Raw genomic sequence first — 19,621 nt, forward strand, 5'->3', positions numbered from 1 at the left:
TTTATTGTCATGTCAAATGTTCTTCGATATGCCGAGGGTGAACTATGCACAGCTGTCATTATTTAGTTTTTATGAGTACTTTCTGCTCCTTTCTCCCGGACCGGGCATTGTACGCAAAGTAGCTGTTATGAAAAGCAGGCTGGCTACTATGATCAAAATACCTTCCTACAATCTAAGGTCGATTGCCCATATTTCTTTGATGAAATTTTCGTGTACGGAAGATGACCAGGCGATTATCCGGCAGGTGGCTCATGCAGTAACAGGCTTTAAGGAATTCAGGGTACAGCTTAATGACGCCGGTATTTTCCATCATGGCCCCACGGCCACCTTAATGTTACAACCGGTCAACGGCGATGCAATCAGCAGCCTGCATGGCAGGATAAGCAGTACTTTCTGCCACCGTCACAGCAACCTCACGCCGCATATTACCATCGCGCGGAACGTAGCCCGTGAAGAACTGCTGAAGGTCAATCTGCATGATTTTGGTTGCCATGACAGCTTCTGCTGCGATAAAGTGACTATACTGAAAAAAGCTATGGATGCGCCTCATTACGAAATCCTGCAGGAAGTAGCGTTTATTCCCTGAAAAACTTGTCGATGCTACCATCCTGATGAAAACTGATGGCATACCGTTCCCGGCTGCCACTGATGGAGGTAGGGTACCAGGCAAGACCTTTCCCACGGACGATACCGTAAATATGTGTGGGCGGCTTCGCCCCCTCAATGGTTGCTGATTTCTCCACAATATTTTTATATATCCTTGCTATGCTGGTGAAGTCAATCTCATCCAGCGGAAGCAGCTTTTCTTCTACTTTATTGCGGACAGACAGTTGTACCGGTTCCGGCCCTTTCCATTGTCCATCGGCAAAGTGCCATGCATCCACATAGTCGGGGTTCTCCGGATGGCGAAGCTGCAGGTTGATTCTGCCATCATCATATGTATGGATATCATCGTAGAGGTACATCTTTTTCCCCCTGTAGGCAGGCAGGGCCAACAGGCTTTTTTCCGCCTCTCTTAATCCCGCTTCATCAGACAGAAAATTTAGCTTGCGGGTGGCATTACGGGAAGAATAAGTAGTACGCACGGTGTCTCTGGAAACGTGGGACTCAATTGTAACAGATGATGTTACCGGGCTGCTATGGCTGGTGTTAGCCGGACCTTCTTCTTTTTTTTCCTTGAACGTGTCGTTGAAAGTATCCATCAGCTGGTTGCAGGAAAAGCATCCCAGTATCAATAGTATTCCTAAAACCTTGTGTCTATTCGTTAACATAAAATTAATTTAGACCAGCCAGATCATCTGCAAACGCCACTTCTGACGGTTTATCCTTCAGGTAAAATATGGAAACAGTTTCCTGGCGGACCATTCCCAAATCAATAAGTGACACTATCTTTTTCAGGGTAGCCGTATACGTTTTACCATAGGTGTCCTGATAACGCAGTTCAAACTTCACCTGTGGCTGTTCATTGATGTAAGTGCCCGTCTGTGTGGCAGATACCACCTCCGCCATCGTCTGAACACCATAATATTTGATATGCAGTAATGTATCAGGATCACCGCCCGAGAACAGCTTCAACAGCATCCCCAGGCCCCAGCGGCTCACGAAAAGAATCAGCGGACACAATACCAACGGATGGTACACCTTCATGAAACGCCAGCCATAACCATTGCTTTCCATGTTGTAGGAAAAATAGTAGTACCACACAATAGCCCCCACAAGCCCCAGCCAGACCAGCACCAGCAGCGCCATCCGGCCAGCCTTCACGCCAGCCTGGGTGGTATCCACAATCAGGTAAGGTCGCAATTTCAGGCTTTTATCAATCATCAGGTGGATAATCCGGCCTTTTTCATAGCGCATTTCTCCGGGCCTCGAATCAGCCAGTTCCAGATTTTCTGTGATTTCTGTACCCACAAAATTACGCAGACTGAGCGTCATCTTCTTCATTATCATATCACCGTTCAAGTGTTTACCGTCCTTACTATCCACAATACGCGCTTCACGTTTTTCACCTTCGCGCAACAGATAGCTGACATTCTGTTTCATTTTAAACGGCAACAGTATCCAGTTACGGAACCACCGCAGTACCAGTATTCCCCAGAGTATCAATGATAACAGCAGCCACGTAATGGCCAGCCAGGGGCTGGTATCTGTGAGGCCTTCCCGTGTGTTATAATAAATCAGCATGGGAAACGGGATAGCAAAAAAGAGCATGTATACTACCCAGAAATATGACCAGAATCCTTTCATGATACGAATTTAAACTAAAACGGTCAATATTAACTTTTCCTTTACGAAAGCGTTTATATCTTTCCGTTATGCGGACACTGAGGCATATCGTTTTGTTGGCGCTGCTGCTGTTGGCATTGTCGCACGTGCATGCCCAGAGCCCTGTGCAGGGAACGATCTTCCGGGAAGACAGCATACCTGCAGCGGGTATAACGGTACTGAATAAACGTACACAGTCCGCCGTCATCAGCGATGAACAGGGACGCTATCAACTGAACGCACGAAAAGGCGACACCTTGCTATTGAAAGCACTGGGTTTTGTGCCACTGCTTTACATCGTCAGCAAGGACAGAACAAGCGTTACCCATCAGCTGCAATCCCAGCCACTGGAGCTGAAAGCCATCAACATTATACATTACAACTATCTGCGCGATTCGCTGCGTCTGCGGCAGGAGTTCAGGAGAGAATTCGACTTCCGCCGCCCGCGATGGAATGAAGTGATTGTCTCTGCCGGGCCATTGATCGCTGTTAATATCAATCAGCTATACAAAGCGGTATCTTTCAACAAGAATAAAAAGAAGGAAAAATTCAGAAAAATACTGCTGGACAAGGAAAAAGAAAACCTGGTGGAACAAAAGTTTAACCCTTCGCTGGTACAACGCCTTACCGGAATGGACGGCGACAGCCTTTCGCAGTTTATGCTGCGATATCAGCCATCGTATGATTTCGTAAAAGACATCAGTGATTATGATTTGTACGTCTATATCAGGCAGCAGTATAATGAATTCAGACAATCAGCCACAAAATAACCAGCCCTCTCTGACAAACCGAAAAATCCATATAGTTCACCAGGAAATTTATAACACAATTTCTTAATTTACCGACAAATAGTTGTCCTGGTATGCACCACTCATTGCTCCTTGTCCTTACTTTGTTGTTTGTAGTCTTTATGCTGGTGATGCTGGGCCAGCGGTTAAAGATCTCTTATCCTATTTTCCTGGTGCTGGCGGGACTTGGAATTGGTTTTATTCCTGGTTTGCCGAAGATAGAAATAGACCCCGACCTTGTTTTTACGATTTTCCTGCCACCTTTGCTATATGAAGCCGCCTGGTATACTTCCTGGAATGACTTCTGGAAATGGAAGCGGCCTATTATGATGCTGGCTTTCGGCGCAGTTATTTTCACGTCCTGTATTGTCGCGTATGTTTCCCATTCGATGATACCCGGGTTTACGCTGGCGCTGGGCTTTCTGCTGGGCGGCATTATCTCTCCGCCGGATGCAGTGGCAGCGACCAGCGTATTGAAGCACCTGAAAGTCCCTAAGCGGGCCATGACCGTCCTCGAAGGCGAAAGCCTGATCAACGACGCATCCAGCCTGATTATTTTCCGGTTTGCCGCGTTGGCGGTGGTCTCCGGGCAATTTGTGATACATCAGGCTATCAGTGATTTCTTTTTATCCGCCGGCATGGGCATCCTGATAGGACTTGCAGTGGCAAATATCATGTATGCTATTCACCGATGGCTGCCTACCACGCCCAGTATAGACTCTGCACTTACGCTGATGACGCCATACTTTATATACCTGGCGGCGGAGCAGTTTCATTTTTCCGGTGTACTGGCTGTTGTTAGCGGAGGACTGTTCCTCTCCTACCGCTCACATGCCATCTTCCCGGACGGCGCCACCCGTATGCAGATGCTGGGGGTATGGAGCACACTGATCTTTGTGCTTAATGGCATCATTTTCATGCTGATAGGGCTGGAACTGCCCACTATCGTGCATGCGCTGGGCGACTACTCCATCGGCGATGCTATCCGGTATGGACTGGTGATTGCTTTCCTTACTATACTGGTGCGGTTGTTCTGGGTATATCCGGGCGCTTTCATTCCGCGGATGCTGAGCAAAAAAATCCGGACACAGGAAGCCAGTCCGGGCTGGAAAGGGCCGCTGGTAGTAGGATGGGCAGGCATGCGCGGCGTGGTCTCACTGGCGTCCGCTTTATCTGTCCCGTTACTGTTCCCCCACCGTAACCTGATTGTGTTTATCACTTTTATCGTGATTCTGGTGACGTTGGTATTTCAGGGGCTCACGCTTCCCTGGCTTATAAAACTCATTAAAGTGGGTGAGATAGATGATATTACACCATTGGCGGAACAGGAAGCAGGCATGCGCCTCGCGATGATGAAAGTGGCCCTTCAGCGGCTGGAAGAGAAATATTCCTTTGAAGCAAACGACAATGAACTGGTCGGTTTTCTCAAAAAAGACCTGGAACATAATATCAGCAGCACTTCCGCGCGATTGGAATCACTGGAATGTGACGATACCGAAAAAACCGAAGTGGAACTGTATCATGCCGTGCTAATGGATATTTACGCACAACAACGGCAGGAACTGTTCAGGTTACGGCAGCACAACACCTTTAGCGATGAGGTGATCCGCAGCCAGGAGACGCAGCTGGACCTTGATGAAATGAAAATCCGACACCCCGGTCACGAATAAACGTTGCCTTATGAAACTAACGCTCACCCGTACACGGTTGTTAACGTTCCTCTTCATGATAGCGGTAGTGCTGAAAATAATCTCACTACTGGTATCAGGCCATGAACATCCTCTCACCGATAAAATTTTATCGGGGCTTACGCTCGATCTGTTGTTATTACGTTTGATCATACTGGTACACGGCGCCTACGGCCATTATCAGCAACTCAGGCAACAATATCCGTTACAGGATTTCCCGGAATTACTATCCGCAGCACTGCAGCCCCTGATCAGAAATGATAAAGTATGCCGTGTGTTGGTAACAGAAACCACGCTGGCGTACTACGCCATATTCAGATGGAAAAAGCAGGCATCGACGCCTGCTTTTTCCTGGTACAGCCGGCAGGGAGCCGCCGCCGTATATGGCATTTTTATTTTTCTGTTATTACTGGAGATGACCGGCATGGGATTGTTATTATCCCGGCTGAATTATCCTGTATTACACCCGGGTAATGCTGGCCGCAGGTGCCTATTCCGTTGTATTTCTGCTGGCGCACCTGAAGGCAATTTGTTATCGGCCTGTACAACTGGATGATAACTGCATCCTGCTTCGTTATGGCATCATCACATCATTACATATCCCGTTTGATCAGGTGAGGGCTGTCAGGGATTTGCGAAGATTGCCTCCGGCCGACAATACTGTCCTGCAGCTTTCCCTGCTGAAAGCTTTTGAGCCGGGGAATGTGGCACTAGAGTTAAAACAACCCATTTCGTTGTACTTGCTTTTTAAACAAAAGAAAGCAGTAAAACAATTTATCTTCCGGCTGGACGACCCCGCCTCTTTCAGGAAAGCACTGGAGTCACGGATTACTTGCTGATAACCTTGTCCAGCGCAAAACCGTTGTATTTGATAAATACCAGCAGCACCGCAAAAAATGCTGCATGTATCATCTGTGAAGGCAGGGCGCCCCAGTCTTCTATCAGGGTGGTGCCTAGTATCAGCATAATCATAACCACCGCACCGGCAATGAGCGACAAGCGGGTAAACAGCCCAAGTATCAACAGCAGCCCTATCACAAACTCCGCAATAGGAAGAATATAGCTGAAAGGCACTACCAGGGCGCCGGGCAACATGGATTTTTCAAAAGAAGCCGTCATCCAGTGGCTGAACCCGTTCAGCTTGGGAAGCCTTACCAGGCCGTGGCCAAACATGCTGGCTCCTACCGCCAGCCTTAACAGTACAAAGGCAATTGTGTTGTTTTCCATTACAGTAATTTTATATATCAAAGATCAGCATCTCCCTGTAAAATTCTTTGTACAAATTCTGGATCATTCAGTAATTTTATAAGATGATACAGGAGAATTTATACCAGCCTTTTGAGATCGAATACCGGGAATGTACCGAGTGCCCTATAGATGCACACAAACACAATTTTTTCGAACTGGTGTACATCGTGGAAGGCAGTGGAGTACAGTGTGTTAACAAGAACCAGCTGCCCTACAGCGCCGATAAACTGTTTCTGGTGATGCCGCAGGACTGCCATTCGTTTGAAGTAAAGGACAGTACTAAATTTTTCTTTATCCGCTTTAATGACGTCTACCTGAAAAACCAGCCCAAGGAATGGATACAGCAGCTGGAATTTATTTTCCAGAACAACAACCACCTGCCGGGCTGCATCCTCAAAAACAAAACCGACAAACCGCTGGTAAAATCACTGATAGAAGCACTTATCCGGGAACAGGTAAATCAACAGCCCTATCATAAAGCCCTATCACAGCAGATGGTCAACACTATACTACTTGTGGTGGCACGGAATATCTCCAGCCAGTTGCCCGAACCCTCACGGCAACCGGGCAAAAGCGACGCATCGCTAAATATACTGCACTATATCCACGAAAATATATATTCTCCTGAAAAATTAAGGGCCGAACAGATCGCCACCCACTTTAATATATCACCGACCTACCTGAGTGAGTACTTCAAACGTAACAACGGCGACAGCCTGCAACAATATATCATGCAGTACAAGCTAAAGCTGGTGGAAACAAGGCTGCAATACAGCAGCATGCGGGTAGGGGAAATAGCGTATGAACTGGGCTTTACCGATGAAAGTCACCTGAACAGAATGTTCAAAAAATACAAAGGGGTCAATCCATCCGCATTCAGAAAGGAATTGCAGTTACAATTGCAACCTGGCTGATCATGCAACAAAAAAGCGCCCGCAATGGCGGACGCTTTTTAATTTCTTACAGTTACTATTCTTCGTCTTCTTCATCTTCGCTGCCGTCGTCTTCCAGCCATTCCATGTAAGAGTAGTACCAGTCTTCCAGTTGTTCAAGCAATTCCTGTTTCTTTTCCGGAGAATCTTTGTAGAACGCTTCCACGTCATCAATTTCTTCAACGATGTCGATGTAAGCAGTTTCTTCGTCTTCTTCTACACGTTTGGCAAAGAAGCGGGGTTTCTCGGTATGAAAAATATATTCATTTTCCGGATCTGTAACAGGATCGTCTGCGATCAGAAATTTAGGTAACTGTGCCATAGTGGTATATTTTCGTTTAAATGATGCTGGTTACAAAAGTAGGTATTTCTTTCACGCGTCCGTAACATCTACCGCTTTTATTTATGGCGGAATTTTTACATCTTTATAGTCGGTTAAACCCATACCATATGCAAGAATACTGGACAAGATGGGAAAATTGGATGAGACAGCAGGCCCCCAGGCTGCTCAATGTACTAAACCCCGGGGCACCCTACGGTGCGATGGAATCGCTTGAAAAACTCACAGAAACAGCTATCCCGGCTGATTTCAAGGATTTCTACGCCATCCATGACGGTCAACATAAAGCCCGGCCCGGCCTGATAGATGGCGACCAGCTGTTACCAGTGGAAGAGATCACCAACAAATGGCACTATTGGCACGACCTGGTCGCTTCCGGCACCTACACGTATAACGACGAGCCTATTGCGTCCGAGCCCGACACCGGCATCCGGGCCGACTGGTGGAATCCCCACTGGCTACCCTTTACAGCCGATGGCTTCGGCAACTTTCTCTGCATAGACCTCGACCCTGCCCCCGAAGGCAACTATGGTCAGATCATCACCCTCTGGCACGATGACGGGCACCGTGAAATCGTAGCTCGTTCCTTCCGGGAATGGATCAATAACTACCTTGACGCCCTCGAAAGAGGGGATTATATTTTTGTTAAGAAGTGGGGCATCGTACATAAAAACACCACTTTCAACTACAACGACTGATATTGTAGCGGACTGCTGCCTGTCCACCGCCGGAAAGCACGGGTAAAGGCGCTCATTTCATTATACCCCAGCATATACGAAATATCTTTCAGCGGATAACTACCCGCAGAGATATAATACAACGCCAGTGATTTCCTCACCGCATCGGCGATCTCCTGATATTTCACCCCTTCTTCTTTCAGCTTACGTTGCAGGCTCCGTGGGCTCAGGTTAAAATTAGCCGCCATCTCTTCCAGCGATATAATGCCCAGATAAGAGTTGGCCAGCAGGTAATTATACACCCTCGTCTGCAGGTTATTCACCGTTTTTGATGGCTGCTGCGCCATGGACGCCACTTTCTTTAACAACATATTTTGCAGTTCATAGTTGGCCGATAGGATCGGCTCTTCCCAATAACGGGCGTCAAACACCAAAGCGTATTCACCGGCACGCTTTACCGGCCTGCAACGGAATATCTGTTCATATGCTGTTATGTCCGGTACATTATAAGGCAGTCTCACTGCCAGCGGCGCAATTTTCTCCAGCATCAGGCCCGTCACTTCATGAATGGTAATGACCATCAGCAGCTCCATGAGGTTCCTGAAGGCCATCGTAGGCTCGTTAATATTACCCGCAGCCGGGATAAACCGCACGGTGAAGTTTTTATTGTTCCTCGCGATCTCCAGCCGGCACTGGTCTGTCAGGTGGCCCGCCAGCGCCGCCGCGTGTGTCAGCGCCTCTCCCACAGTAGCGCTGGTCTGAACGATCTGGCCTACTATGCCTAACGCTGCCGGCTGTACGGAAGCAGCAAAATGCAACGCAAACAGCGGGTCCCCTGACAGCTGCGCCCCATGCAACCATAGTGCGTCCAGCTGCTGCTGCGTGACCGGCGGCGCATCAGTTTTCTTTAATGTTTTCAGGTTGATGCCTGCCAGCTGACAGAGCTTTGCTGCATCTATATCGCGCTGCACAGCATAAGCGATGACGGCTAATACTATTTGTTTCATAGGTTAAAGTTATTTATCCCTCACCGGATAAAAAACAGGTTGTCGTGAAATGACAAGCGTTTGTCGTGAAATGATAAACATACAGGATGATAGTGGTAGTAGCTTTGTATCATCAAACAAACAATAAACCATCACACAAAAAACGATAATCATGGAAAATCAGACTTTATCCGTAGTAAAAGCATTCGTAGCAGCAGTACAGCAGGTAGATCTCGAGAAACTAGGCTCATTGCTCCACCCTGAAATCAAATGGCAGCAACCGGGCACTAACCGTTTTTCCGGTACTAAAAGCTCTGCCGGCGAAGTGTTCCAGATGGTGGGCGGCATGTTCGAAGTTTCTGCCAATACCATGACGCTGGCGGAGGTGAAATCCATCACTGTTAATGGTGACCAGGCAGCGGTGTTATTAACCTGGAAGGCGACCAGGCCAGGCGCCACGCTGGACACTGATAACGTAGACGTATATACGGTGAAAGACGGCCAGATCATAGCAGCCAAAATATTCGCAGCAGATCCGGCGCATGAAGATCAGTTCTGGGGAAACTAAGGGCCATCCCCGGAATAGCACAACCCTTCAGGAAACGGGCTTCCTGAAGGGTTGTGCGTTATTAAAATGGAATACAGGAATAATTAAGACAAGTGCAATAACCAATTGTTAGAACCAACGTTTCTTCTTCACCTGACGACGTTCTTCATCAGTAGGATATACCGGGTCTACTATTGCCTGACGCAGCATTACCCCGCCAACCTTACCGGAAAGACTGGTATTGTTTGTCAGGTCCTGCGACTTTATTATGGCAACAGCTCCCATTGTAAAGTTACAGCGTATGATAGTGCCAGTCGCCACCACTACTAATTCCGGCAAATTGTAAGTCTTCATGGGCTGTGTCACCGTGTCTTCCGGCACTGGCGCCAGCTGCATTTGCACTTCTTCCAGGCCGCGCGCTTCCGCATAACTATGGTTGGCAATCCCGGTGATAAGACCGGCTGTCAACACCAAGGCTGGTAAAAAATTTTTGCGGGGAGAAGCCGGTGGGTTGATAAGTCTGTTCAGCTGGTTATCCTGAAAACGGCCACAAACCTTTCCCCTGCTGTTATTGATAACAGCAAAAATTTCAGCATCCGTCATGAAGGAGAAGTCTATTACGGTTTTAGCACAACTATCGCAGTGTTTACCCGCAGCAGTATTGGTCATTTTATCCCAATTCTCCCCGCAAGGTGTAGGAACAGACAGGTACAGACCATTCGAATATCTCATAGACACAGGTTATCGTTAATCAATATACGAAAAAGTCCTGATACCGCCACGGGGAAAATCCCCGACATTATCTTCCAACATAAAAAAGAAATATTTGTAATTAACTATCTTTCAAACGGCAGGCTTTTATAAACAGGAATGGCATCAAAATTGAATTTACAAGCACTACAATCATGTTTTTAAACTATAAAAAGACAATAATCATGAGAGCTCCAAAAACAATTTCCGCCGCGCTGTTCGCCCTCGCTTTTGGCGCAGTGGCTACCTTGCCTGCACAGGCTGTATTTGCACAAAACAAACTCGACAGCACCGCTAAAAAAGTAGGCAATAAAACAGCATCCATCGCCGTAAAAGGCGCCTCCGCCGTTACAGATAAAATTTACAAGGGCAAAGAAGGCCCGCACGGAGAAACGGTATACATCAACAGAAAAGACCAGAAATACATTGTGGACGAAAAAGGCAAGAAAGTATACCTGAAACCTTCACAGATTCATAATAAGAAAGAGTAGTTTGTAAGTTAAAATTGTGTTCCAAAACCGTCGGGATAGTTTTCCCGGCGGTTTTTTATTTTTCCGGCAGAAACAGAATCATGAAATTATCAAGCCCTTATTCATAGCGCAAAGCCTCTATCGGGTCCAGGCGGGAGGCTGCCTGCGCCGGATAATAACCGAAGAAAACACCGGTAAGCGCACACACCATAAAAGACAGGATGATAGACGATTCTGACACAATAGTAGGCCAGCCCAGTGTCAAAGTAATTACTTTGGCGGTGGTAAGCCCCAGGATCACCCCGATAATACCACCGGTAACACTGATGATAATAGCCTCCACCAGGAACTGTAACAGGATATCGATCCCTCTCGCGCCAATGGACATACGTAGTCCTATCTCCCGCGTACGTTCCGTTACCGACACATACATAATGTTCATAATCCCGATACCGCCAATGACCAGCGAAATACCAGCTATGGCCGTCAGCAGTATCGTCAGCAGACTGCTGGTGGAGCTCAGTGTTTTGATCAGTTCCTCCATGGTACGGACCTGGAAGTTATTTTCATCGGCCGGGCGGAGCCGGTGTGTTTCCCGCAGTATATCTGTGATCTCGTCGGTAGCCTGCGCAGAAGTGCCTTCGCTCACAGCAGAGGCATAGATGCTCTGAAAATAGATGGTGGCCAGAATTCGCTTCTGTACAGTGGTATAGGGCGTAAGAATAATATCGTCCTGGTCCTGTCCGAATGAGCTCTGTCCTTTAGGCACTAATGTGCCGATCACCTGCAGCGGAATGGAATTGAGCCGGATTACTTTTCCCACCGGGCTTTCACCGCTGGGAAACAGGTTGTTGATCACCGTTTGTCCGAGCACACATACTTTTGCGGCTGTGGCCACGTCGGCATCTGTGAAACTAACGCCATCGGCTATCTCCAGTTTCCGGATATCGAAATAGGATGGCGCCACGCCCTGTAAGCTGGTAGGCCAGTTCAGCGCTCCGTAGATAGCCTGCCCTTTGGTGGCGGAAACAGGCGACACCGCACTTACATGCTCAGCGTTTTTCTGTATGGCTTTCACGTCCACAATAGTGAGCGACTGAAAACTGGCCCCTTCGATGCGCACACCGCCGGACACGTTACTGGACGGCAGTATCGTGATCATGTTAGACCCCATGGCGCTCAGCTGTGACTGGATACTTTCTTTGGAGCCTTCCCCGATGGCCACCATGGCAATCACCGCCGCCACACCGATAATAATACCGAGCATGGTAAGGAAGGCCCGCAGCTTATTACGCTGCAAAGCCCTTAAAGCGATCCGTATGAGGTTGATAGCACTCATGCTGTCATATTAATAATCATCCGCCGGCGGCAGCGCTTCCAGCGCTTCTTTAGCCGAACGTACATTTTCATTAACGGTATCTTTTACCACCTTGCCGTCGCGCAGCATCACCGTACGGCTGCTGAAAGCGGCGATGTCCGGCTCATGGGTGACAAACACTATGGTTTTACCTTCTTTGTTAAGCTCCTGCATCAGTAACATGATTTCGTAGGATGTGCGCGTATCCAGGTTGCCTGTCGCTTCGTCCGCCAGTATCATCACCGGCTGGTTCACCAGCGCACGGGCAATGGCCACCCGTTGCTGTTGCCCGCCGGAAAGCTGGCTGGGCGTATGGTCCAGCCGGTCGGCCAGCTTCACGGCCTCGAGGGCCTTAACGGCCTTATCTTTTCTCTCCGAAGCCGACAGGGAAGGGTTGTAGAACAAAGGCAGCTCCACATTCTCCAGCGCGGAAGTACGGGGCAGCAGGTTATAAGCCTGAAACACAAATCCGATCTTGCGGTTGCGCAGCCGTGCCAGCTCGTTACGGGAAAGATTACCCACGTCCACGCCGTCCAGCAGGTAGTTGCCGGCCGTAGGCTTGTCAAGGCAGCCCAGCAGGTTGAGCAGCGTGGTTTTACCTGAACCACTGCTTCCCATAATGGTCACAAACTCACCGGCATGGACATCGAAGGAGACGCCTTTCAGCGCCCGGACCGTTTCTGTGCCCATTACAAATTCACGCTTTATCTGCTGAAGCTCGAGGATTTTGTTGTTCATCGCCTGCGCCCTCCTCCCATCCTGGGCAAGAACGGGCTTTTGTTGCCGGCTGCGGCCGCAGGGCCGGTGCTGCCGTTGACGGCCGTCACTACTATGTCCTGCGGCGTCAGTCCGTGTATGACTTCAATCTGCGTATTATCATTCAAACCGGTACGGATATGTTTCTGCAACAGGGTATCTCCACGCAGCACCCACACATAATTGGACGACCCTACCCTTTGCACGCTTTTGAACTTACCGGTAGTATCGGCAGGTGTGGCACGCCGTTGCTGCCTGCCTACAGCGCTGACGATCACATAGTCTTTCAACAGCGCTGAGTCCGGGCGGAATTTGAGGGCTTTCACCGGCAACAGCAATACACTGTCCTTTTCCGCGGTGTAGATAGTCACGTTGGCCGTCATGCCCGGTTTCAGCTTCATGGATTCATTGGAGGCGTTGATGATGGTGTTATACGTGACCACGTTTGACGATACGGAAGGTTGCAGCCGTATTTCCTGTACTTTGCCGGCAAACACATCTTCCAGATATGCATCAACGGTAAAGGTTACACGCTGTGAGTCTTTCACGTTACCGATGTCGGCCTCGTCCACACTGGCCTCTACCTGCATTTTCGTAATATCCTTGGCGATCACAAACAAGGTAGGCGTATTGAAACTGGCCGCCACCGTTTGTCCTACGCTCACGCTCCGGTTAAGCACAACACCGTTGATCGGGGAGATAATATCTGTAAACGAGAGGTTTTTCAGGGCCGATGCCAGCTGTGCATTCACACTGGCCACCTGTGCTTTTGCCTGCCCAAGCTGATTGTAAGCCACGTCATAGTCCGCTTTGGCAATAGCGCCTGTTTTATACAGCAGTTCCTGCCGGTGGAAATTGTTGTTCTGATAATCCAGGTTCGACTGGGATACCTGCAGATTGGCCCGGTACTGGTCTACCTGTGCCTGAAACAATACTTTGTCCAGTTCACCCAGCTTCTCTCCTTTTTTTACCTGGGAGTTAAAGTCCACATACAGGTACTTCAGCGTACCGGACACCTGGGCGCCCACCGCAACAGTGTCTACCGGTTGTATGGTGCCGGTGGCAGTAACGGTGGTGGCTATATGACCATAGGTGGGTTGGACGGTATCAAACGCTATCGGCTGACGCTTCTTCCTGATAAAAACAAACCAGATGACCAGCGCCACCAGCAGGATAACCGCCACGATGATAACCTTTTTATATTTTCTCATACGTCAATTGCATTTATAGTTTTACAGGTACGCCCCTGTAAAAATCATATATCCTGATTGTCAATGCCGCATTGTATTTAGCCTGTATATAAGCCTGAAAAGCCTGTATGTACAGGTTTTTCTGTTGAAGAAAGTCTACCATATTGGCCACGCCTACTTTCAGCTGTTCGGTAGCGATACGGTAACTTTCCGTCGCATAACGCAGTTGCTCCACGGACGCATCATACTGGCCCTGTGCGTTCTGCACATTGATATAGGCCTGTTCCACCGTCTGCGACAGGTTTGTGCGTGTATCCTTCAGCGTTAGTTTCGACTGATCTACCTCCAGTTTGGATTTCTCCACATTGGTTTTGTTGAGCCTGCGGGTGAATATGGGGACAGACAGCGTAAGGCCTATTTGCTGATAGAAGTTATTGTCCAGTTGCTTGAAAAAGTTGTTTGCAGGGTCTCTGAGGTAAGAGCTGCCCAGTGCGCCGCCGGCGCTGAGTATAGGCAGGAACCCCGCCCTGGCTTTGGCCAGGTCCAGCGATGATACATCGACACCCAGTTCTGCGCTTTTTACTTCCGGCCTGTTGGCCAGCGCGGTGTCCTGCGCTGCCTGTAGCGGTACTACCAGATGGCTGGACACCAGCGTGTCCGGCGAAAAGATATCAAAATCGTAGGGGCTGGGCAGTTGCAATAATTGTTTGAGCGTCAGTTTATTGAGCCGGTGTTGATTTTCAGCGGTAACGAGATTATAACGGTCTGCGGCGAGTTGCGATTGCAGCGACGCCAGGTCTTTCAGGGCGATGCTTCCCACATCATAGCGTTGTTGTGCCTGTTGCACCTGTGCTTCAGAGGTGGTAACGAGATCTTTCACATAAACGATATTTTCCCGGGCCAACAGGATATTGAGGTAAGCCTGTGTAATCTGGATGGTCATGTTATTGACCTGCTGCGCGATGTTGAGGTCCGCCACCTGTGTCAGCAGTCCTTTTTGTTTGATGTCGTAGTTGAGGTATCCGCCCTGATAGAGGGTGACATTGGAATTGACGGAGTAGTTTCCGGAGAATGCGCCTTCATAGGGCATATTACCACTGGCCGTGAGGGTTTTACGGCCTGTCAGCGTTTGGGACGCCGAACCGGTAAGATTGGGCAACCTGGACGCTTTTGACAGCAGGAGGTCCTGTTCGCTGCTCATCCGGCTCAGCCGAAGGCTGTTGAGCTGGATGTTGTTTTGCATGGCGTAGTTCAGACAATCCTGTAGACTCCAGATAGCCGGCAGCGACGTTTGTGCGCTATCCTGGGCCATCAGCGGATTGTTGTAATACGTCCATAAGGACAGACATAACAAAGTAACAAACCGCCGGGGAAACATCATCGTGTAATCATTGCTGTTAGTAAAAAAGCTAATGACAGATACGGAGTTAAATAGTTATCCTAATATAACAAAAAACGAAGACCCGGGCAAAAAATACCCGGGCCATCGTTTTTTCATTCGTTATACTTAATCCTACTATCCTTTGTTAAATGGCATTTTTGAAAGTGGCGTTCATCCTGCCGGTACCTTCAGGAGGCCCCTGTTGCCAGTCTTCGTCATATCTCACGAAAAAGGCCATCCAGATGGTCCTGGACCAGCGCATCAGCACCGGCTGAAGGCATAGCAGCAGTATGCCGTTAAAGCCCAGCCACCAGTAGATACTGTTGTCGTAGATAGAAAAGCCGACAAACAGCCACCAGGCAATCAGACTGGCCACACAGACAGCGATTGAGAGCGCATAGCTCACATAGCCGGTACCGTAGTAAAACCCTACCTCCACTTCTACCTGCTGACCGCATTCCGGACATTTTTCCGGCATCTTCATACAGTTCTTCAGGTCATAGGGGTTTTTGCTGAGGAAAATAGAACCTCTTCTGCAGCGTGCACATTTGTTGGTGAATACGCTTTTGAAAATGTTCGGTTTCTCATGTTTTTTATCTGCACACATATATTGAAGCTTTTATTGTCAGGAAATATTCTTCCGGAATTCTTCAGGTGTCACGCCTTCATATTTCTTGAAGAACTTCGTGAAGTAGGAATTATCGCCAAAGCTCAGCTGGTAGGCAATTGTAGAGATACTGATATCTACATTGATCAACAATCTTTTTGCTTCCAGCAACACCCGGTCGCGGATAATTTCCCCGGCCGATTTGCCCAGCATATGCCGGCAGAAAGCGTTGAGATAATTGGGTGTTACATACAGCAGCGCAGCATAGTCTTTCGGCAATCTCAGCTGCATATAGTGCTGCTCCACCAGTTTACGGAAATTGCGCAGCAACACATAGTTGTGCGGCGGCTCCTGCGGGGAACCACTGTTGCGTGTCACCCGGCTGACTTTCACAAACATCTCCAGCATGAGAAGCCGTAACATATCATGACTGTAGGCCTCGGTACCGTCCATTTCCAGCAGCATTTTTTCAAACAATGCCACTACACGGGCCCTGGCTTCCTCCGGCAGCATCACCACACCCTCAGCACTTACACCGCTGAAAAACGGGAACCGCTCCACATAGCCGGCATCCTGCAAAAAAGCATTAAAAAAACCAGCCGCCACATTCACCACATATCCTTCAATCTGTCCTTCAAAAAACCAGCTGTGCACCTGCCCCGGCACCATAAAGTACAATTGACCGGGTTCTACCGGAAAACGCTCAAAATCGATCGTATGGGAACCTCTTCCACCGGTAAAAAATGCCAGGTGGTAAAAAGAATGCCGGTGCGGGAATTTGATGTCCGGATGTGCAGCCAGGTAGTCGGTAAATCTTGCCACCAGAATCTCTTCTGAAGCGGGTTTACCCATTCCCAGCGAACAGATGTCATATGTATGGATATGTGCCTTTGACATGATATCACAAAGGTACAGGGCGGACGGGGAAATTGATTGTGTTATATGGGGCTTCAATGGTACTTTTTACCTATTACACATATTTGCGGATTTTTTATTATATTAAAAAACCCAGGGCTTCAGCCCTGGGCTACGTTCTGTTTTAGATTTGTTTTAAGGTGGAGTTTAATACTATGCTGTAAAACCATTAGCGAAAAACGGCTCTGATGCCTTACGCCATCAGAGTTTTGACTAAGATGTTAAACGGCAGTTTATAGTTGAAACACTAACCCATTAATAAGAAATATCACTAATAAACACGCCTGAAACAGAACGTAGCCCAGGGCTTCAGCCCTGGGACAGATTATTTCACGTATTTCATCAGCCAGTTGTCCATTTCCCACAGCATGTGCAGGATGCTTTCCTTAGCGGCATAGCCATGGCTTTCCTGTGGCAGGAACACCAGGCGGGCGGTGCCTCCGTTGCCTTTCAGGGCGTTATACAGCCTTTCGCTCTGGATAGGGAAGGTACCGGAGTTATTGTCTGCTTCGCCATGGATCATGAGCAGCGGCGTTTTCAGCTTGTCAGCGTAGGAAAACGGCGACATTTTATAGTATACGTCGGGCGCCTGCCAGTAGGTGCGTTGCTCATTCTGGAAGCCAAAAGGCGTCAGGGTACGGTTATAGGCGCCGCTACGGGCGATACCGGCCTTGAACAGGTTCGTATGTGCGAGCAGGTTAGCTGTCATAAATGCGCCATAGGAATGGCCGCCAACAGCGATACGGTCCTTGTCGCCAACACCCATTCCGGTAATTTTATCCACTGCTGCTTCGGCGTTCATGACCAGCTGCTCCACGAAGTTGTCATTCGGTTCTTTATCCCCTTCCCCTACGATCGGCATTTCGGTGGCGTCCATCACGGCGAAGCCGCGGGTTACCCAGAAAATAGGAGAACCGTAGGTCACCCGGGTGAACCTATAGGCGGAACCTCTTACCTGTGCCGCATCGGAAGCGGATTTGTACTCGCGGGGATATGCCCACATCAGTACCGGTAACCGGCCGTCTTTTGCGGCATCGTATCCTTTGGGCAGGTACAACATGGCAGTGAGGTCTACGCCGTCTTTACGTTTGTATTTCAGCAGTTGCTTCTGCACACCTTCCAGTAGAGGCTGCGGGTGCGGGAAATTGGTCAGCGCTATAGCAGCAGATTTCTTTTTCAGGTTCTGCAGGTAATAATTCACTGGTGTCGACGCTGATTCGCGGGCCACCACGATCACTTGTTTGGCCGGGTCTATCACTTCCGCCACCTGTTCGTAGTAAGGTGCCTGAGAACGCCACAGGATGTTCTGTTTTCCGTTTTTCAGGCTGAAGCTGGAGAGGAACGGACGGTCACCTTCCGGTGAAGCGCCTGGCGCGATCATCAGCAGTTCGCTGGCCGGAGACACATACAGTACGGATCTGTTGTATTCGTTTTTCACCATAACCGGTTCACCGGGATCGTTGTAGCGGTCATTCACAGAGCGGTCAATGATGGCCACCGGGTCTTGTCCGGGATGGGACGGGGCGATGCGGCTGATTTTAATGGTCTGTTTGGTGCTGTTGCCTTCTGTCACGAGGGCCAGCTGGCTGTTGCCCCAGATAAGGCCGTCGAAGCGGTCTTTTGTTTTCACCAGTTCTGCCGGTGCGGCGGTGAACGGAGCATCGAGGGTGTATACCACATCGCGGAAAGGCACTTCTTTTTTAGGATCACCGCCATCGAGGGCCTGTATCCAGCAGATGGTGGCCGGCGCGTCGTTGCGCCACTGATGGCCACGGGGATAATTGCTGGTAGCATCGAAGCCTTTGGGCCGTACTTCATCCAGCGGATTTTTGGCGAGTTGTTTTACCAGAGCGCCCTGAAGGTCCCAGATGCTGATCTCTGAAGGGAAACGGCCTGCCCCCACGAGGTAAGAGTAAGGGCGGCTCAACTGGCGTACCAGCAAATATTGTTTATCAGGAGATGGTGTGATATCAGTATATACAGCAGGTTTACCGATGACTTTTTCGCCGGCGGCGCTGATGATGACAGGTTCTGACTGGAAATAGTAGTCGAACAGCTGTTCGTCGTAAGGATTTTTCAGCATGTCCTGGTAGGTGGCTGCCGGAGCGGCTTTACCGGAAGTTTGCTGCACGGTAGGGCCTTCCGGCGCCAGCGGTTTTTCCGGTGCAGTGCCGATGCCGGCAGGTACAGACAGTACCAGTATGCGGTCTTCATCCATCCAGCGGAAAGCACCGCCAAAGGTATCGTTCAGGCGGCGGGTGCTGATTTGTTTTGCTTCACCGGTGGCCACATCCGCCTTCCACAGCGTGATGCTGTTGTTGGTGGTGACGGTGAAAGCGAAGCTCTTTTTCAGCGGAGACCAGGTAACGTTGCCGATGCGGGCGCCCGCAGGCACGCCTGTCACGGCATATTCCCTTTTACCGGTGATTTCTTTGATGCGGATACCCGTTACATAGCTGGCGCGGCTCGGGCCAAAATTAGCAGGATTGATGCGGTAGCCGGCCAACCGGTATTCCGGCTGTGACAGTTCTTCGATGGTAGGGAATCCGGTGCGGTCCATGATGAGCATCAGGTCGCCCCTGCTGAAGTTGACAGCGGGGGAAGGAGCGGCCATGGCCAGTTCTACAATGCTTTGTGCAGGTGTCTGGTATTTCAGCGCATCCTGTGCATAGGCACGGAAGGTGATGAACACAGACAGTGTCAGTACTAATTTTCTCATACAGC

Annotated in this window: 21 protein-coding genes; 8 read left to right on the forward strand and 13 right to left on the reverse strand. The window is 49.2% G+C overall.

The window, feature by feature from the left end; genetic code table 11:
• Window positions 1–127 precede the first annotated feature (127 nt).
• A complete protein-coding gene (locus tag ACTJJS_RS13020; RefSeq protein WP_440663987.1) occupies window positions 128–586 on the forward strand; it encodes a 2'-5' RNA ligase family protein in 459 nt (152 codons plus the stop codon).
• On the opposite strand, the gene ACTJJS_RS13025 is transcribed toward ACTJJS_RS13020, so the two are convergent.
• Both ACTJJS_RS13025 and ACTJJS_RS13030 read right to left on the reverse strand, forming a co-directional pair.
• Window positions 576–1,271: a hypothetical protein gene (locus tag ACTJJS_RS13025; protein ID WP_440663989.1), complete on the reverse strand. Its 696-nt coding sequence runs from the start codon at window positions 1,269–1,271 to the stop codon at window positions 576–578. The two genes, ACTJJS_RS13020 and ACTJJS_RS13025, sit on opposite strands and share 11 nt — an antisense overlap.
• 4 nt (window positions 1,272–1,275) lie before the next feature.
• A complete protein-coding gene (locus tag ACTJJS_RS13030; protein WP_440663991.1) occupies window positions 1,276–2,247 on the reverse strand; it encodes a hypothetical protein in 972 nt (323 codons plus the stop codon).
• Window positions 2,248–2,315: 68 nt separating this feature from the next.
• Between ACTJJS_RS13030 and ACTJJS_RS13035 the strand changes: the two genes are divergently transcribed.
• The 3 genes from ACTJJS_RS13035 (at window position 2,316) to ACTJJS_RS13045 (ending at window position 5,297) form a co-directional block, all read left to right on the forward strand.
• The gene (locus ACTJJS_RS13035) at window positions 2,316–3,035 is read left to right on the forward strand and encodes a hypothetical protein (protein WP_440663992.1); all 720 of its coding nucleotides are present in this window, start codon (window positions 2,316–2,318) and stop codon (window positions 3,033–3,035) included.
• Window positions 3,036–3,127: 92 nt separating this feature from the next.
• Window positions 3,128–4,723 carry a Na+/H+ antiporter gene (locus tag ACTJJS_RS13040; protein WP_440663994.1) on the forward strand — a complete coding sequence of 532 codons (1,596 nt, stop codon included), beginning with the start codon at window positions 3,128–3,130 and terminating at the stop codon, window positions 4,721–4,723.
• A 10-nt stretch (window positions 4,724–4,733) separates the two neighbouring features.
• Entirely contained in the window at window positions 4,734–5,297 is a 564-nt protein-coding gene (locus tag ACTJJS_RS13045) for a hypothetical protein (protein WP_440663996.1), read from the forward strand.
• Window positions 5,298–5,569: 272 nt separating this feature from the next.
• Here ACTJJS_RS13045 and ACTJJS_RS13050 read toward each other — a convergent pair whose 3' ends face one another.
• Window positions 5,570–5,968, reverse strand: a complete 399-nt coding sequence (locus ACTJJS_RS13050) for a DoxX family membrane protein (RefSeq protein ID WP_440663998.1) — start codon at window positions 5,966–5,968, stop codon at window positions 5,570–5,572.
• Window positions 5,969–6,051: 83 nt separating this feature from the next.
• Here ACTJJS_RS13050 and ACTJJS_RS13055 point away from each other — a divergent pair, with 83 nt between their 5' ends.
• A complete protein-coding gene (locus ACTJJS_RS13055) occupies window positions 6,052–6,903 on the forward strand; it encodes an AraC family transcriptional regulator (protein WP_343744764.1) in 852 nt (283 codons plus the stop codon).
• A 55-nt stretch (window positions 6,904–6,958) separates the two neighbouring features.
• Here the strand turns inward: ACTJJS_RS13055 and ACTJJS_RS13060 are convergent, their stop codons facing one another.
• A complete protein-coding gene (locus tag ACTJJS_RS13060; protein ID WP_168871231.1) occupies window positions 6,959–7,243 on the reverse strand; it encodes a hypothetical protein in 285 nt (94 codons plus the stop codon).
• A gap of 128 nt (window positions 7,244–7,371) precedes the next feature.
• Between ACTJJS_RS13060 and ACTJJS_RS13065 the strand changes: the two genes are divergently transcribed.
• Window positions 7,372–7,959: an SMI1/KNR4 family protein gene (locus tag ACTJJS_RS13065; RefSeq protein ID WP_440664000.1), complete on the forward strand. Its 588-nt coding sequence runs from the start codon at window positions 7,372–7,374 to the stop codon at window positions 7,957–7,959.
• On the opposite strand, the gene ACTJJS_RS13070 is transcribed toward ACTJJS_RS13065, so the two are convergent.
• Window positions 7,947–8,945, reverse strand: coding sequence for an AraC family transcriptional regulator (locus ACTJJS_RS13070; RefSeq protein WP_440664002.1), 999 nt, complete (start codon window positions 8,943–8,945; stop codon window positions 7,947–7,949). The two genes, ACTJJS_RS13065 and ACTJJS_RS13070, sit on opposite strands and share 13 nt — an antisense overlap.
• Before the next feature lie 151 nt (window positions 8,946–9,096).
• Between ACTJJS_RS13070 and ACTJJS_RS13075 the strand changes: the two genes are divergently transcribed.
• Window positions 9,097–9,492 carry a nuclear transport factor 2 family protein gene (locus tag ACTJJS_RS13075; protein WP_440664004.1) on the forward strand — a complete coding sequence of 132 codons (396 nt, stop codon included), beginning with the start codon at window positions 9,097–9,099 and terminating at the stop codon, window positions 9,490–9,492.
• A 108-nt stretch (window positions 9,493–9,600) separates the two neighbouring features.
• Here the strand turns inward: ACTJJS_RS13075 and ACTJJS_RS13080 are convergent, their stop codons facing one another.
• A complete protein-coding gene (locus ACTJJS_RS13080) occupies window positions 9,601–10,203 on the reverse strand; it encodes a hypothetical protein (protein ID WP_440664006.1) in 603 nt (200 codons plus the stop codon).
• 203 nt (window positions 10,204–10,406) lie between these two features.
• Between ACTJJS_RS13080 and ACTJJS_RS13085 the strand changes: the two genes are divergently transcribed.
• Entirely contained in the window at window positions 10,407–10,712 is a 306-nt protein-coding gene (locus ACTJJS_RS13085) for a hypothetical protein (protein ID WP_440664007.1), read from the forward strand.
• Window positions 10,713–10,809: 97 nt separating this feature from the next.
• Here the strand turns inward: ACTJJS_RS13085 and ACTJJS_RS13090 are convergent, their stop codons facing one another.
• The 7 genes from ACTJJS_RS13090 to ACTJJS_RS13120 form a co-directional block, all read right to left on the reverse strand.
• Window positions 10,810–12,030 carry an ABC transporter permease gene (locus ACTJJS_RS13090; RefSeq protein ID WP_168871225.1) on the reverse strand — a complete coding sequence of 407 codons (1,221 nt, stop codon included), beginning with the start codon at window positions 12,028–12,030 and terminating at the stop codon, window positions 10,810–10,812.
• Between the two features lie 9 nt (window positions 12,031–12,039).
• Window positions 12,040–12,786, reverse strand: a complete 747-nt coding sequence (locus ACTJJS_RS13095) for an ABC transporter ATP-binding protein (RefSeq protein WP_168871224.1) — start codon at window positions 12,784–12,786, stop codon at window positions 12,040–12,042.
• Window positions 12,783–14,015, reverse strand: a complete 1,233-nt coding sequence (locus tag ACTJJS_RS13100) for an efflux RND transporter periplasmic adaptor subunit (RefSeq protein ID WP_440664010.1) — start codon at window positions 14,013–14,015, stop codon at window positions 12,783–12,785. Before ACTJJS_RS13100 ends, ACTJJS_RS13095 begins: the two co-directional genes overlap by 4 nt.
• A gap of 13 nt (window positions 14,016–14,028) precedes the next feature.
• Complete coding sequence (locus tag ACTJJS_RS13105) at window positions 14,029–15,306, reverse strand: TolC family protein (RefSeq protein ID WP_440664012.1); 1,278 nt, start codon at window positions 15,304–15,306, stop codon at window positions 14,029–14,031.
• Between the two features lie 214 nt (window positions 15,307–15,520).
• Entirely contained in the window at window positions 15,521–15,982 is a 462-nt protein-coding gene (locus ACTJJS_RS13110; RefSeq protein ID WP_440664014.1) for a DUF983 domain-containing protein, read from the reverse strand.
• 18 nt (window positions 15,983–16,000) lie between these two features.
• Complete coding sequence (locus ACTJJS_RS13115; protein WP_440664016.1) at window positions 16,001–16,879, reverse strand: AraC family transcriptional regulator; 879 nt, start codon at window positions 16,877–16,879, stop codon at window positions 16,001–16,003.
• 343 nt (window positions 16,880–17,222) lie between these two features.
• The gene (locus tag ACTJJS_RS13120; protein ID WP_440664018.1) at window positions 17,223–19,616 is read right to left on the reverse strand and encodes an alpha/beta hydrolase family protein; all 2,394 of its coding nucleotides are present in this window, start codon (window positions 19,614–19,616) and stop codon (window positions 17,223–17,225) included.
• Between the last annotated feature and the right edge of the window lie 5 nt (window positions 19,617–19,621).

Source organism: Chitinophaga sp. 22308 (genome assembly GCF_052045305.1).
In the GTDB taxonomy this organism is placed as follows: domain Bacteria; phylum Bacteroidota; class Bacteroidia; order Chitinophagales; family Chitinophagaceae; genus Chitinophaga; species Chitinophaga varians_A.